19 protein-coding genes are annotated in these 14,831 nt (G+C 61.0%); 17 read left to right on the plus strand and 2 right to left on the minus strand.

Annotated elements, in window-relative coordinates; translation table 11 throughout:
• Nucleotides 1-407: 407 nt before the first annotated feature.
• Nucleotides 408-791: a DUF7987 family protein gene (locus tag NDI76_RS21410; RefSeq protein WP_119712830.1), complete on the plus strand. Its 384-nt coding sequence runs from the start codon at nt 408-410 to the stop codon at nt 789-791.
• Between the two features lie 394 nt (nt 792-1,185).
• On the opposite strand, the gene NDI76_RS21415 is transcribed toward NDI76_RS21410, so the two are convergent.
• Nucleotides 1,186-1,581, minus strand: a complete 396-nt coding sequence (locus NDI76_RS21415; RefSeq protein WP_310926181.1) for a hypothetical protein — start codon at nt 1,579-1,581, stop codon at nt 1,186-1,188.
• Between the two features lie 297 nt (nt 1,582-1,878).
• Between NDI76_RS21415 and NDI76_RS21420 the strand changes: the two genes are divergently transcribed.
• The 16 genes from NDI76_RS21420 (at nt 1,879) to NDI76_RS21495 (ending at nt 13,838) form a co-directional block, all read left to right on the plus strand.
• The gene (locus tag NDI76_RS21420) at nt 1,879-2,805 is read left to right on the plus strand and encodes a transcription initiation factor IIB (RefSeq protein ID WP_119712833.1); all 927 of its coding nucleotides are present in this window, start codon (nt 1,879-1,881) and stop codon (nt 2,803-2,805) included.
• A 100-nt stretch (nt 2,806-2,905) separates the two neighbouring features.
• Entirely contained in the window at nt 2,906-3,793 is an 888-nt protein-coding gene (locus NDI76_RS21425; RefSeq protein WP_115862221.1) for a biosurfactant protein 1, read from the plus strand.
• A gap of 144 nt (nt 3,794-3,937) precedes the next feature.
• A complete protein-coding gene (locus NDI76_RS21430; protein ID WP_096396460.1) occupies nt 3,938-4,126 on the plus strand; it encodes a DUF8012 family protein in 189 nt (62 codons plus the stop codon).
• 106 nt (nt 4,127-4,232) lie between these two features.
• Nucleotides 4,233-4,613 (plus strand): hypothetical protein, encoded by a 381-nt coding sequence (locus NDI76_RS21435; RefSeq protein ID WP_006183452.1) that lies wholly within the window; start codon nt 4,233-4,235, stop codon nt 4,611-4,613.
• Nucleotides 4,614-4,681: 68 nt separating this feature from the next.
• Nucleotides 4,682-5,344, plus strand: a complete 663-nt coding sequence (locus NDI76_RS21440) for a DUF6735 family protein (RefSeq protein ID WP_006183451.1) — start codon at nt 4,682-4,684, stop codon at nt 5,342-5,344.
• A 37-nt stretch (nt 5,345-5,381) separates the two neighbouring features.
• Nucleotides 5,382-5,666, plus strand: coding sequence for a DUF7967 family protein (locus NDI76_RS21445; protein WP_006183450.1), 285 nt, complete (start codon nt 5,382-5,384; stop codon nt 5,664-5,666).
• 61 nt (nt 5,667-5,727) lie between these two features.
• Nucleotides 5,728-6,477 carry a helix-turn-helix domain-containing protein gene (locus NDI76_RS21450; RefSeq protein ID WP_006183449.1) on the plus strand — a complete coding sequence of 250 codons (750 nt, stop codon included), beginning with the start codon at nt 5,728-5,730 and terminating at the stop codon, nt 6,475-6,477.
• 60 nt (nt 6,478-6,537) lie between these two features.
• The gene (locus NDI76_RS21455) at nt 6,538-8,910 is read left to right on the plus strand and encodes a heavy metal translocating P-type ATPase (RefSeq protein ID WP_015299293.1); all 2,373 of its coding nucleotides are present in this window, start codon (nt 6,538-6,540) and stop codon (nt 8,908-8,910) included.
• 121 nt (nt 8,911-9,031) lie between these two features.
• A complete protein-coding gene (locus NDI76_RS21460) occupies nt 9,032-9,454 on the plus strand; it encodes a DUF8025 family protein (protein WP_006183447.1) in 423 nt (140 codons plus the stop codon).
• A gap of 107 nt (nt 9,455-9,561) precedes the next feature.
• On the plus strand, nt 9,562-10,053 hold the full coding sequence (locus tag NDI76_RS21465; protein WP_119712887.1) for a DUF7995 family protein: 492 nt from the start codon (nt 9,562-9,564) through the stop codon (nt 10,051-10,053).
• A gap of 3 nt (nt 10,054-10,056) precedes the next feature.
• Nucleotides 10,057-10,422 carry a DUF7568 family protein gene (locus tag NDI76_RS21470; RefSeq protein WP_004594498.1) on the plus strand — a complete coding sequence of 122 codons (366 nt, stop codon included), beginning with the start codon at nt 10,057-10,059 and terminating at the stop codon, nt 10,420-10,422.
• Nucleotides 10,423-10,500: 78 nt separating this feature from the next.
• A complete protein-coding gene (locus NDI76_RS21475; RefSeq protein ID WP_142980753.1) occupies nt 10,501-10,896 on the plus strand; it encodes a DUF7567 family protein in 396 nt (131 codons plus the stop codon).
• Nucleotides 10,897-10,963: 67 nt separating this feature from the next.
• Nucleotides 10,964-11,251: an amphi-Trp domain-containing protein gene (locus NDI76_RS21480; protein WP_142980752.1), complete on the plus strand. Its 288-nt coding sequence runs from the start codon at nt 10,964-10,966 to the stop codon at nt 11,249-11,251.
• Nucleotides 11,252-11,318: 67 nt separating this feature from the next.
• Nucleotides 11,319-11,888, plus strand: coding sequence for a hypothetical protein (locus NDI76_RS21485; protein WP_142980751.1), 570 nt, complete (start codon nt 11,319-11,321; stop codon nt 11,886-11,888).
• A 61-nt stretch (nt 11,889-11,949) separates the two neighbouring features.
• On the plus strand, nt 11,950-12,900 hold the full coding sequence (locus NDI76_RS21490) for a winged helix DNA-binding protein (protein WP_142980750.1): 951 nt from the start codon (nt 11,950-11,952) through the stop codon (nt 12,898-12,900).
• Nucleotides 12,897-13,838 (plus strand): hypothetical protein, encoded by a 942-nt coding sequence (locus NDI76_RS21495; protein WP_310926182.1) that lies wholly within the window; start codon nt 12,897-12,899, stop codon nt 13,836-13,838. The genes NDI76_RS21490 and NDI76_RS21495 overlap by 4 nt, the downstream gene beginning before the upstream one ends.
• A gap of 163 nt (nt 13,839-14,001) precedes the next feature.
• Here NDI76_RS21495 and NDI76_RS21500 read toward each other — a convergent pair whose 3' ends face one another.
• A complete protein-coding gene (locus NDI76_RS21500; RefSeq protein ID WP_310894067.1) occupies nt 14,002-14,829 on the minus strand; it encodes an IS5 family transposase in 828 nt (275 codons plus the stop codon).
• Nucleotides 14,830-14,831: the final 2 nt, after the last annotated feature.

Consider the following 14,831-nt stretch of genomic DNA (forward strand, 5'->3'; position numbering starts at 1 on the left):
GAGGTCGAGATCAATCTATGCTTCCTGACGTGACTAGTACGTAGAGCGTGTGGACTGAACGAGGTGGTTCACCAGCGACGAGCGGCTTCATAGGCTACTGTGGTTGGGAGGAGGACAACCAGTAAGACGAACGTGATTTCGCCTATTGTTGGGCCAGACTGCGTGAGGGCGCTATAGACATACAGTGCGGCGACAGCAAGCACACCGACAATAGCGGTGATGTATCGAGGATCACCCCACGAGGACGGAAATTCTGAACCAGACATACCTTTCGAAATTCCTGCTGGCATGATATATCTTCCCTCTGTATGCAACACGGAAATTCTATCGAGTACTGTAGGCTGGTCTCAGCGGTCAATTCCCCGATATAACAGGGTGTTATATGTCGTGGCTATCAAAATAACCATATGCCAACAACTGTGGATAACGAGGAAGCCGACCGTTCACGCACAGAGTTGGCCGGGCTCGCAGCCTTGGGGCTCGCGTACGTGTTCGCCGGTCTGGGGTTGTTCTACGGACTTGCAATCGACTCAATGCAGGTGTTCACCGCTGCAGTAATCGCGATTTTAGTACTGCTGGCTGTTTCAATGGGCATCATCGTACGGAACGAACCATTTGTTTCCCGAGAGAACGTTGTGATTTCAGTCTGTGTATTCGTAGCGGTGGCGCTCTTCCTCGGATTGAGTACCTTCACTGCTCTTCCGTATACCATGCTTGTCGGCGTCCTCATTCTCGTCGGCGTAATTATTCCTGGGCTGGTTCTTCAGTATGGGCCGTCAATTGTCAATTGAGATGGCTCACTCAATACCCTGTAACTACCAATTAGAGTGGTCGGTCGATGTTATGGGATGAAAACAGGCGATGGTGAGTTGAGGGAGGCTTATCGTACATAGCGCTCGTTTGATAGAATCCAACTGTTCTCAGATACTGCCCGTTCGAACCGTTCTCTGTGGCTATACCTCGACGGCTACGCTGACTGCGTCTCTGCACGAGTTTTCCGGTACAAATAGACGAGCAGCCCTGGTACTCCCAGGAACCCATACGTGACCCCGCGAAGTTGCGGCGAGGACAATCCTCGTTTCACCGAATCCCGGTACACATAGTACCCGACCGTCGGCCAGAAAATCAAAAGATACAGCCCCATACGAACGAGGAGGCCGTTGTATGCAGTGAGCCAATCCATACTCACGCCGTCGACTGTTGTCGCCGAGCGACACGCCAGATCAGGACCCCGAGCCCGACAGCGACAGCGTAGCCGAGGACGATGAGCGGGTCACGTCCGTTCAGGAGCACGTCGTAGAGCACGACGAACCCTCCAAGCACACTCCCGACGATCAACCAGAGGAGCTGGCTGCCTTCGGTCTTCGCTTTCAGTTCGAAGCCAGTCGCTAGACGGATCCCGACCATTACCGCTGCCAGCACCGCTGCTGTGAGGAGTGGTAATCCAAGCGCAGTGAGCGCTGTCGCCGCAAGCACATCTGTCGACGTGAGGATGAGCGACCAGCCAAACAGGCCGATGGCCAGCCAGACGACGCTCCGCCAGAGCTCCTCGTTGATGATTTCGCGCGTATCGGGTTTCATAACGGAGAACTACGACTTGGGCAACAATAAATGTAGTCTGGTTGGAGTTCAGACATCCCGGTCGAGGAGGAGCCAGGGCGACGCGCCCCTTTTTTGCTGGTGTGTAGCGGTCACCGCCACCTCCCACCACCTCCACGGTCCGGGCTGCTCACGGCGCTCACGCGCCGTTGCGCGGCCGGGCTTTCGCCACTGCACCTCATCGGAGTCAGCGCCGTTCCGTGTGGTATATTTGTGCCCCCTCATGGGTGAGGGGCATTCCGAGAGACGGAGACCAGGTGATCCCCCTCGTGCGTATTCATGGCTACCAGAGAGATCTACGAGACGACGTTCGACGAAGACGTCCAAACCGAGACCGACTCGAACCAGTGTCCCGAGTGCGATGGCCGGGTCACCACCAACGCGGTCGAAACCGTCTGCGAGGACTGTGGCCTCGTCGTCGACGAGCAGCGAATCGACCACGGGCCGGAGTGGCGAGGATTCGACGAAGACGAGCGCGAGCGCACAGGCGCTCCGTTGACGGCGGCGCGGCACGATCGTGGGTTGTCGACGAAGATCGGCCGCGGGACCGATGCAAACGGGAACGAACTCTCAGGACAGAAGCGACGGCGGCTCGCTCGGATGCGCCGTGAACAGACGCGTGGGCGGTTTCAGTCGAAAGCCGAACGCAACCTTGCACACGGGCTTAGTGAAGTCCGCCGGATCAGTAGTGCACTCGAACTGTCCGAAACGATCCGTGACCAGGCCTGCCAGCTCTTCCGCAGCGCTCAGAACGAGGACCTCCTGCAGGGCCGGTCGATCGAGGCGATGGCCGCCGCGAGTGTCTACGGCGCGTGTCGGTGTAACGGGCGGCCGCGAACGCTCGACGACATCACCGAGTCGGCGCGCGTCGAGCAATCGCGGATGACGAACGCATACACGACGCTGAATACGGAACTTGGCCTGCCAGCCCAGCCCGTGACGCCCAGCGCGTTCGTTCCGCGGTTGGCGTCGGAGCTCGACGTCTCCGATCAGATCCGGCAGCGGGCTCGGCAGTTGGCGGAAGCATCCGAATCGACCGGAGCAACCACGGGGGTTCGACCATCCGGGTTCGCTGCAGCCTGTCTGTACAAGGCCGGACGCGAAGACGGACGGTGGCTCACCCAGTCGGACGTCGCTGACGTTGCGAACGTCTCGGTGGTCACCGTGCGGACCCACCGCGACGCGCTGGACGAACTGGCTGTCTAACGCCCACACTGCTGATTTTCGATTGTATGTCTGTAGGCTGATTGATGTGAGAGCCATTATTTAAACCCGAAGACGAAGCATGATACGGCCAGATCACTCTATGACCGACCAGTACGCCGACTACGAAGCCCTCCGACCGCTCGGCGAAGCGACCCACGTTCCCGACGATCAACTCGCCAGTAGTAGTGGCGAGCCCCGGCGGCAACGCTCTGGTGGCGTCGACGCGGGCTATCCAGACGACCCGACAGAAGGTGAGACCGAGTGCGATTCCTGTGGAGCGTCGATCCCCGCTGGCCAGTCGAAGTGCCGGTTCTGTCTCACGAACCATCTCGAAGCAGCCGACGATCAGGACACATCGACTGCCGAACAGACTCTCCTCCATATCATCCACATAGTCGTTGAGGCGTCGACGTTCTACGGCGCCGTCGGGAAGGGATCTGCTGCGGCCACCCTCCTCGCGAAGGCAGACGATGACCCAGTAGTCGATGACTGCAAGCTAATCTATGATCTCGACGAGGAACCGGCCCCACGGCTTGTCGATCAGTGGCCCTCGCTCCCCTCGGCGACACGGGTCACGTCTGAATGTGGTAATCAGCTGCTCGCGGCTGCTCGTGAGCGGACGGCGTGGACAGAGACGACGCAGTCCTGTCACGACGGCGAGCACACGACGTTCCTCTACGAGGAAACCGGGAGTGGGGTTCACTCCGAAGATCGTCTTGCAAGCCTACGTGAGGACGCAGACGGCGACCTCTGGCTGGTGCCAGCGATTGCGGTCCAGGAATCCGTTGACAAGACCGATACCGAACAGCCACGACGCGAGCGCCCGAAGAGAACTCACCTCGAGTGTCGGGAGTGTGATCGGAAGACTAAGCATCGATTCCGCGAGTTCGAGGCTGTCCCCGATGACGAGTGGACCGGGCAGCCAATGTGGGGCTGTCAGCGGTGCGGCACGCCACGCTACGGGCCCGAACCCGAAGCCGATCAGTAAAGACGACGTCAAATTAACCAACAATTCTGGTGTCGGCTCGGAGTTGTTGGTTAACAGAAGCCAGCTCGCGACCACCCGACGATACCACACCTGCTGACTGCCCGCCGGTGTTTTTCGGCGCCGAGAATTGGCGGAGGCGCACACATGGATCCACGAGACACCCCCGGCTATCGACTCCACCGCGCGCTCAGTAGCCTCACCAGTATCGACAGCGACCAATTGGAGCCCGCTGATCGAGAGCGAATTAGCACCGCGACGACGCTCCTCGAGCAGGTAGATTTTCTCACCCAACCGAATACGACGAGGGACGGTGACATCAACAGAGAATCCTGACAGCTCGACGCATCGGCAGCGCAACGTCATGTGGCCGTCACAGCGTGAGCAGTTGCTCGCCCCCTGAAAGGGTGCGGGGGCGCGAGACCGCTCCCGAGAACAATCCATGGCAACATTGCAAGCCGCAACGACATCGACCGGCGCGCTCGTATCGGATCCACAGGCAGTCCGCGAGCTCTGTGAGAACCACTGCTTCGGGACGCTCAACTGGGAAGTGGACGACGACGGCGAACTCGTTATCTGGGGCTACGACAGCTTCGAAGTGTACGAGGCCCGTGAGAACGGTCTTCCTGACTACGACGGTGGCATCGTCACTCACGAGTTCCTCCGGTCGCTCGCGGAGTATCTCGAACCGAACGAAGAATTCGACATCCAGACAGCCGGATTTACCAAGTGCCGGTTTCCCGTGCTGGCGAAACGGTACGTCGTTCGCGACGGCGAAGTCCTCCACGCGGACCTCAGTTCCCCCGACCCGATCGACGAGTAGCGTTGTTCGTCCCCCGGGAGGGGTGCGGGGCGATCCAGTCGTGGGTCGTCCTGCAAGGAGATTGTTCAATGGGCCACCGCGCACTCGTTGCGTACGAACGCACAGACGGACAGTACACGCTCCACTACTCTCATTGGGGTGCAGCGAATCTCAAGCTCAAGCACCGAATCTCGGCCGAAACACCGTTCGGTGGCGACGACACCGACTCGAAGTGGGCGAAACAGCTGCTGGCGGAACTGGCCGATGGCCTCGAAGCAGATGGCGTCGACGGCTACCTCGCCGGCGAGGATCGTCCGTCGTCGGTCGTCAAGCCGAAGCCCCGTGCCACCGGGCTCACCCTCGACGAGATCGTCGCGGACCACCTCGACTATCTCCACCACGAGGCGATCTTCGTGGTGTCACCCACCTTCGAGGTGACCGCCTATCGGACGCTGTGGTTCGGGCTGCAGTACGACTCGGAGACGGTCGAACAGGGAGAGACCGTCGGGAACGGCGCGCTCGCGACGGTGCGCTGGTACGACGGCAAGCCGGTCGGCGACGGCCACCTACAGGGACAGTTCGCGGCCCTCAAAGACGTCGTCGGCGACATGCTCGATAAGGGCGTCTTCACGCCGTCAACGGCGATACAGTATCTGAAACGGAAGCTCGCTGAGCGGGTCGGAGACCGACAGGAGCTGCTCATTCCGACCGGAGAATCACCCTTCGAGACAGCGAGTCTCGGCAAGCCGTAACACCAATCCCTTAGTGGATATCGGGGGACGTCTAAGTATGTCAAATCAGTCTGAAGATGACGTTCGTGTTTGGCTTGTCGAACGGACGTACTCCGATGACGAGCAGAACCTGATCATCCTCACCTACGCAACACCCGATGGAGAACAGTACTATCGGAAGGAACGCGCACTCACGTCCTTCACCGACGTCCGAGATACGACAGCAGCAGTCGATGCTGAACCCGGCAATCTTGGCATGGTCGATGACCCCGACCTCCAGGAGCAATACGCGGCCGAAGCACAGCGAATGCAGGAGGTTCACGACCCGGACGACGTGATCTGATACCCGCCAGTAGACATCGCCCCAAGCCATGGGTTATGTCGTGGCAGGCCTTAGTCGGGGTATGCGCGAACTCGTCTTCGCTCTCGAATACGAGCCCGGCTGCAACAGGGTGGCGGACGCCCTCGCAGACCACCCCGACGCTCGCGTTCGTTCACTCTCGCTGCACGCCACTGCCGACCAGCTCTGGCGAGTCGACCATGCCACCGGCACTCCGGACGCACTCGACGCCATCGAGGACGCGTTTCGCAACAGCGACTACTACGCCGACTGTCTCGCCACCGAGGACTGCGGCGCAACCCAGACCACCCGTGTCCTCGACCGCACGGACGACACGCTCATCCTCTACTCCGACTGGGAGCGGACCCCTGCCTGTGCCTCAGTCCCCCACATCGCCCGCGACCACCTCGGCGACGGTGTGCTGTTCGAGACCCGTCACGAGGGCCGCCACTACACGTGGCGGCTCATTCACTCCGACGAGGGCGATGTGGCGGCGTTCTTCGATTCCCTCGGGGTTGCCGTCGGGGAATGCGCCCAGATGGAGATGCTCCGCACCGCGGATACGACGACATCAGCTGGGGGAGGCGACGGGACACCGAGCGGCCTGCCGCCAGCACAGGAGGCCGCACTCCAGGCCGCTGTCGAACACGGCTACTACGAGTCACCCCGCGAGGTCGACGTCGGCGAACTCGCCGAGCATCTCGACGTGCCACGGTCAACACTCACCTACCGACTCCGTCGGGCGGAAGAACATTTGGCGAAGCAACATGTCGCCGGCGAGCGGGTAGCGGAAGAACGGCTGGCATCGCACTGAGGGCCGCAGTTGGAATATTCCAACAAAGACATATGGAACTCCCACTCCTACCGTGAGGTAATGACAGAGAATCCGGACGCAGCAGGAGAAACGAGCGGCGGCGGACAGCGACGTGAGCTGACCGCCCGCCTCGCCGTTCCCGAGATGGACTGTCCCTCTTGCGCCCAAAAGGTGGACAAGAGCCTCCAGCGTGTCGACGGCATTACTGACGCCACGCTCCAGCCGACCACCGGCACGGCCAACGTCACGTACGACCCTGATCGGACTAGCGAAGCCGACGTAATCAAGGCGATTGAAGGCGCCGGCTACGAGGTCGTCGGGGGCTCGGACGCTGAGGGCGATGATGAGGACAACCAGGCGACCGACGGCGTCGACATCGCGCCACCATCGGAGGTCTGGACGAGTCCTCGCGCGAAGAAGACGTGGCTCGGCGCGGCGTTCGTCACGCTCGGCCTCCTCTTCGAATTCCTCCTCACCGGACAGAACGTCACGGTGGCGAGCGTCCTCGAGTACCCGCTCCACATCGCAGATGTCCTGTTCCTCGGCGCCGTCGCCGCCAGCGGCATCCCCGTCGTCCGTAGCGGGTACTACTCCGCGAAGAACCGAAGCCTCGACATCGACCTGCTGATGGGGACGGCGATCATCGCGGCGACCGGTATCGGCTACTTCGTCGAGGCCGCCACGCTGGCCGTCCTATTCAGCATCGCCGAGCTGCTCGAGGACTACGCGATGGACAGGGCACGGGACTCCCTGCGCGAGCTGATGGAACTCTCGCCCGACGAGGCGACCGTCCTTCGCGATGGTGAGGAAGTGACCGTTCCCGCCGAGGAGGTCGACGTTGGCGAGACCGTCGTCGTCCGCCCCGGCGACAAGATTCCGCTCGACGGAACGGTCATCGACGGCGAGAGTGCAGTCGACCAGTCGCCGATCACGGGCGAGAGCGTCCCCGTCGACAAGACTGCCGGCGACGAGGTCTACGCCGGCGCGATCAACGAAGAGGGGTACCTCGAGGTAGAGGTCACCTCGACCGCTGGCGATTCGACGCTCTCGCGCATCATCGAGATGGTACAGGGCGCACAGGCGAAGAAGACCGAGTCTGAGCAGTTCGTCGACCGCTTCTCCGGCTACTACACACCCCTCGTCGTCGTGCTGGCAATCCTGACCGCCGCTATCCCGCCGCTGGTTATCGCCGACCCCATCTCGGTGGACGTGGCCGGGTACGGGTTCACTTTCGCCGGCGACTGGCAGACCTGGTTCATCCGCGGGCTCACCCTGCTGGTAATCGCCTGCCCCTGTGCGTTCGTCATCTCCACACCCGTCTCGGTGGTGTCGGGCATCACCAGCGCCGCGAAGAACGGCGTCCTGATCAAGGGCGGCAACTACCTCGAAGCGATGGGCGAAGTCGATGCCGTCGCGCTCGACAAGACGGGGACGCTCACGAAGGGCGAACTCGCCGTCACCGATGTCGTCCCGGTCGGCGACACCACTGAGGATGATCTGCTCCGTCGCGCCGCCGGGCTGGAGCGGCGCAGTGAGCACCCCATCGCTGCGGCGATTCTCGCCCGTGCTGAGGAGGCGGGCGTGGGCGACCTGCCCGACCCGAGTGGCTTCGAGAGCCTCACGGGGAAGGGCATCCGGGGCGAGATCGACGGCGAGACGTACTATGCGGGCAAGCCCGCGCTCTTCGAGGAGCTGGGCTTCGACCTCGCTCGAGCACGCCGCGAGACAGACGGCGGCGTCGTGGCGGAAGAGGCGACCGAGGCCGACGACGGGGCGTTCGCCGAGGACGCGCTCACCTCACTGGAGCGGGAGGGCAAGACGGTCGTTATCGTCGGGACGGAGTCGGAACTGCTGGGTGCAATCGCCATCGCCGACGAGGTGCGCCCGGCCTCGAAGCGGGCTGTCGAACGCCTGCACGAGCTGGGCGTCGAGCGCGTGGTGATGCTGACCGGGGACAACGAGGGCACCGCCCGCGCCATCGCCGAGCAGGTCGGTGTCGATGAATATCGCGCCGAACTCCTACCCGACGAGAAGGTCGACGCAGTCGAGGAGTTACAGGCGGAGTACGGGGAGGTCGCGATGGTCGGCGACGGCATCAATGACGCCCCCGCGCTGGCCACTGCGGAGGTCGGCATCGCGATGGGCGCGGCGGGCACCGACACCGCCCTCGAAACGGCTGATATTGCGTTGATGGGCGACGACATCGGGAAACTCCCGTACCTGTACGACCTGTCGCATACGGCCAACGGCGTGATCCGGCAGAACATCTGGGCGAGCCTCGGCGTGAAGCTTCTGCTCGCGTTAGGCGTGCCGCTGGGCCTGGTCAGCGTTGCGCTGGCAGTCGTTGTCGGAGATATGGGGATGAGCCTCGGCGTCACCGGGAACGCGATGCGGTTGTCACGAATCGAGCCCGATCGAATCATCGACGCCTGATTCTGCGGCGGGAAGTGCGGGCAGGACGCTCTTCTTTCGGGACTTACCTCCGCTACATCGAGACTAGTTGTGGTTTGTCTGGGGCAGAAAGGACTGAGCCCCACCGTTGGCTCATGATTTGATGCCCGAGAATTCAGACGACGATCCATTCCACGATTGCGAGTTAGATCCCGACGCAGTCCTCGGGACGCGCACCTTCCACGATGTCCTGTTCACCGATGAGACGGAGACACCGGTGAACGTGCTCACTGGCGAGACGCCCGCACATTCACAGGCGACCGTCGAGGAAGCGAAGGAGTTCGCTGCGAGTATTGACACCGACACGCCACAGATTGCACTTCCGGCGTCAGTTGAGACGCAAATCGAGACGCAGAGTAAGCCCTACACGTCGGCTGCGTTCTTCCACTTCAAGGCGACGGGCTCGCTAAGGCGTCACCGCGCCTACCACGCCGCATATGACTCGGATGCGTTCACCGTCGACTTCGAAGCTGACTACGAGTCCGGAAACCTGACCATCACAGTCGATCGAACGAACGAGTCCTAAGAATCGACCGCTAGATCAGGGTTTTTCGAGCGCCGGCGATGGGTGCCGGCGCAGCAGGAGCGAACGATCAACCACTCCCGGTGCGTCGGCGTTTCGAGGTGTTCGAGATGCACATGGTAATTTACGCTCTGGTAGAAGAATCGACCCACGACGACGCACTGGCCAGCGGAAAGTCGGTGTTCGACCGCCTGGTCGGCGCGGACCCACACGCCGGCGCTGTCTTCGACTACCACGTGACGTTCGATGAGGAGGACACGTCCGTTGCGGGGAAGGCGCGATGGGGTGAGTTACCGACTGCAGCCCCCGTCGACTCCGATGACGGCCAAGACCTGCTTGAGCGTGGCTGGGAGGCGACGAAAGAGGAGTTCGAGCGCAATCTCGAACGGGTGAGGGAGGCACTTGACGAACTTTCCGATGAGGAGATCATGCGCGACGAAGATCTCGCTCGGCACGCCTTCCACCAGGTCGGCGCCTACGACGGGCCAACGATCTTCCTGTACAACGAATATGCGAACGGGATCCGTCACCGTGAGCAGCTGGATCGAGTGCTGGAGGAGAGCGAGGAACTCTGGATCGTGCCCGCCGACGTCCACTTCTAACAGATGTCCCGGATCACAAATTGGAAGCGCGAGAGTCGGTCGCCCACACTCGCATACCGGAACACCGAGACCGGAGCTCGGGCAGTCTTACACCGAGCACCGGACTCGTACCGCTACAAGTGGCGTGGCGTAATCCTCGTCGACGGCTACCCAGTGTGGTCGCGGGGGTACGAGACGAAAGACGCGAAATCGTTCCGTAACGAGCTCCGGGAACGGCCAGCGCCCGAACTGAGTTGTCCCGAGTGTCCGAACAGCGATGTGGCAATCGGCGGAAAAACGGCTGACGGCGCGAAGGTTCAGCGTTGGTTCGAGTGTCGGAGCTGTGGGTACGAAGCATCCTCGAGAATCGTGTACGGCGCCGAGCGCTGATTGATTGGAACGTATCTGCGATGGTGTTTATTTTTGGGCCAGAATGGGTGGCCCGTCTCAATCGGGCCAGATCCACAGATGAGTCTGGAAGTCATCGACCGCCACAGCGAAGCACTGTTCGAGTGCCTCTGGTGTCCCGTCTGCGGACACGAGGTATTCAGTCACATTCCCTTCGAAGGTGTGTTCTGCAAGAACTGCAACACACAGGTCGAACTCCAAGAATCCCGAGAGACACGTGGATACGAGGAGGCCGTCCTCGCCTGCTTCGACACCCACTCAACGTGGAACCTCCACGTCGACGAGAAGCTCCGTCGCGACCTACCCGATGGGTCGGCACGGGTGAAGATCCTCGGCGCACCGGGTGCCTACGAGGTCGACTGGTGGAGTCCAAGACCTGGAGAGAACTGGAAGCCGGTCGAGCGTGGCGAATTCGACGATGTCGAGGAACCAAACGAGGTGTCACATCTGGCTTAGGGCGACGGATTCCCTTTACTAGGTTGAGAGGGCCACTTATCGGAGCAGGGAGTGTAGGTGGGTGTGTATGCCCGAAGAAGTGCTATTCAAATCTGAGAGTACCCAGACTCGAGGGGAAATCGCGTCGTACCTCCGGAGCGTCGCCGAAAAGCTCGAACAAGAAGGTTCGATCACCCTGAAGGCAGGGTCAGAGTCCGTCACGATGGATCCACCAACGCAGCCGACATTCGAAGTCAAGGCCGAACGCGAAGGGCCCGCTAACGGCCCTGGAGAGTTGAGCATCGAGTTCGAACTCGAGTGGGACGAGAACAGTGAAACCGGTGAAGAAGAAACGGGGAACCTCGAAATCGAGTGAGTAGCTGGCATTCCTGTTTGTGGTGCGCCGGTGATGGGTGCCGGCGCACTCGTGCCGGCGAGTATCGATGTCGACACGGAGCCAACTCCAATTCGTCCAACGAGTCGAACAGACCAGTGAAACAGATGGCCACGCTGACCGCGTCGCCCAGGTGTACCGACATTCTGACGGCTACCCGGCGAGCGTCCTCCGGGATCTTGCACAGCTGAAAGAGCTGCTCGATGCGACCCGTGCCGAGCGCGGACCGGGCTACACGGCGGCAACGTTCGTGTTCCTCGACAAGCTCTCGACGGTCGGCCTCTATCTGGATGGCGATCCAGAGCGAACGATCGACGCGGCTCAGCCAGCGAATCTCCTCAAGCCGTCCAACATGGAGCACCTCGACCAGCCGCTGTTCCTACTGGGCCACGGCGTCGAGAATCCGGCCGACGGCATCCACGGCGACGAGGAGTACCTCTACGTCGTGGAACTTCCGACGGAGAACCCGTTCGACGAGCCGACCGAGTGGACAGTCAAAGTGAGCGGTCACTCCGCGTTCCCGCGCTGGGACGGTCCGACCGACGAGGGCTTCGAGCGGGCGAGCTGGCAGTTCCACGGGCCTCTAGAGACCGCACTCGCAGACGTCGTCACTGAATAGGAATTTCGTCAACCTAAATCCAGAAACGTATTTATACGAATGGGGCTTAGAGTGGACACAGATGCTCACCAGAGCCGGACTCGCTGTCATCGATGCGTTGAGTACCGGCCGGGACGCGACGGCGGCTGACCTCGAGACGGACACCGAGTATTCGCAGGCACATCTGTACGACGTCCTCGATGAATTGGTCGAAGCGGGGCTGCTCGACGAACGCCGTGGGCCCAACAACCAGCGGCGGGTCCACCTCGCCGACCACCCGGTCGTCGAAGCGTACCGGACCCTGCAGTCGGAGCTCAGTCACGTCGAGTGGCCCGACCTCCTCTCGGCAGCCACACTCCGGGTGTGCTGGTATCTTGACGAGCCGCGCCGGGTGGCCGAGATCGCCGAGCGACTCGACATTACGCGACAGGGCGTCCACAAGGCGCTGTCACCGCTCAAGCATCGCGCGATGCTGTCCCCATCCGGCCCGGAGTACGCGTTGAGTGCGGACCTCTCGCCGCTGCTGGCGTTCGCCCGTGCCGTCGTGCAACACGAGCACCGGTCGCGAGTCCGGACACTCGCGCCGAGTGCGACCGTCGAGTGGTGTGATCCAAAGCGAGCACTCGTCCACATGCAGACAGCCGCGGATACGGAGGCACTCGAGGCCGCCCCCGACTGGCAACTGACTGGGCTCGCCCGGTTTGCAGAGTACGGCCTGCAGTTTTTCCTCGCGGGCGAACCCGCGTTCTGGTATGCCCCGGACGAGGAACTCACACCTGCCGACGTGGTGTGCCACACGCTCGTCCGCGATCGCGGGTCCCGCCGCGTCAGCTATGCGATGCTCCTCATCGAGGAGTTGGACATCGACCAGGAGACGCTCACGGAGACGGCGCGGTGGTACGAGTTGGAATCCGCAGTCGCTGCGATGTATCGGTCACTCCAGGGCGAGTCCGACGCCTCGGCGGAGTCTCCTGTCATCATCCCGAGTGAAGCAGAATTCATGGCGCTCAAAGAGCAGTACGGGGTCTCATGACCGTGTTCAGTGGCGGCGACGCGATCAGAGAGTTTCTCGAGGAGTTCGACAGCTGGCTCTCGGAATCTGTGACGGTGTATCTCCTCGGCGGGTCTGCGATGACAGTTCAAGGGTTGAAAGACCAGACGGAGGATATCGACCTCGCGCTGGGTGTGGTGTCCGAATTCGAGCACGTCTATCAGACGCTCACGTCCCAAGGATTCACGGTCGTTGACGAGCCGACCGAGTCGTTCGAGGGGGTCGGAAAGACTGTCGAGTTGCAGCACGATGCGCGGGGACTTCAGATCGATCTCTTCGAGCGGCAAGTCGTCGGGAAAGTGTGGATCACCGACCGGATGCACGACCGGGCAGCGGAGTTCTGGGCCGGGACCCACGCGACAGCATTCGTCCTCTCCGATGAGGATATGTTCTTGCTCAAAGCGGTTTCCGGTGGTGACCTAGCGAGTGGCCGGCGACGCGACATCGAGGATATACGGACGTACGCCCAGCGAGGGGTAAACTACGAGGTGATTCTGAACGAGATCAACGAGCAGCGACCGTTCAACACCGGCGCGACTGAAGCACAGCAGATCCGCGACCGCTCGCACCCGCTGTTCGCAATCGAGATGGCGGTGAACTCCCTCTCGGGACTTCCGAATACATTCGCGTCCCAGATCACGGAATTCGCCACGGAATTCGAAATCGAATACACCGTTCTGGGAGCGGTCGACGATGGCATCGACAACGTCGACGCCATCCGGGAGCGAGTCCTCGCGAATGTCCGGGCGGGCTCTGTTGAAATCCTATTAGATAGACACGAACACGTGCCAAATAGTGTTCTGCGAATTACGGCGCGGTCACTTCGTCCTGCCCAAATTCCTCATAGGAATAATACAGAAATGCGACGAGTAGCCCCAGTAGAATTGGAGCCCATGACGGAAGAGTTGGAAGTGGAATAAACATAATGAGAAGAACTGCCACCAGCGCGGCTATCAGTCCTAACCCAACCATATTGATGAGTGTCTGCCACGGTACAAGCGTATCTTCGGTCATCGTTTAGCCATTATCGCCACCTCATATGAGGCTTCTGCGGGTTTCGGTAATCACACTCCGATAGTCGCTCTATGATGCGAGGGCCTTGTCGAGGTTGTGAACCAAGCAGACGAGAGTAATCTCACGAAACTGCTTCCACCACCGCCGTGAGCGGATGAACGCCCCGTACTTTCGTTTGAGGCGGGAGTTTACTGTCTCGTTCTGACTACGTTGACCGTAGAGGTCGGCGTCCAGTCGAGCATTCCACGCCTTCTGGAGCGACGAAAACTCTCTGTGTTTGATGAGCGGACGAACGTCCTCCTCGTGAGCTAATGCACGAACCTTCTGGTCGTCGTATCCCTTGTCACCGAGCAGAACCGCGACATCACCAATATTCCGCTTGATAAGCGACGGCGCTATCTGGGAGTCGTGTTTTCGTGTCGTTGTCACGTGTAAGTCGATGATAGCATTCGCTCTCGTGTCCACGAGAAGTGTAACTTTCAATTGCTGAATCGTCAGCTTCGTTCGTTTCGTGTAGTGCTTCGAGGCGTGACTGCGGTCAAAGCCGGAGGCGTCGATGCCGACGACACCGTTAGTCGGGAGAAGTGTGACTGAGAGGTTGAGAAGAACGCGCCAAACCGCCATATCAAGCCCGTTGAACGCTTTACACAGCGTCGAGGGAGACGGGAGTTCCTCAAGGCCGATGGCGCTTCGAATCCGGGGCATCTCGATGAGTTCGTCGAGAAGCGTTCGGTACGTCGTATTTTTCCGAACTTTGAGACAGAGCAAGACGATGTGCTGATGAAGTGTGTACCGCCGTTTCGAGAATTTCGAGGAGTAACGAGCGACGGCTCGCCGAGCCAAGTGTATCGCTTGCTCAACGAACCTGAGTAACCGCGACTTCGGGAGGGCTTCCATCT

It is taken from the genome of Halogeometricum sp. S1BR25-6 (genome assembly GCF_031624495.1).
In the GTDB taxonomy this organism is placed as follows: domain Archaea; phylum Halobacteriota; class Halobacteria; order Halobacteriales; family Haloferacaceae; genus Halogeometricum; species Halogeometricum salsisoli.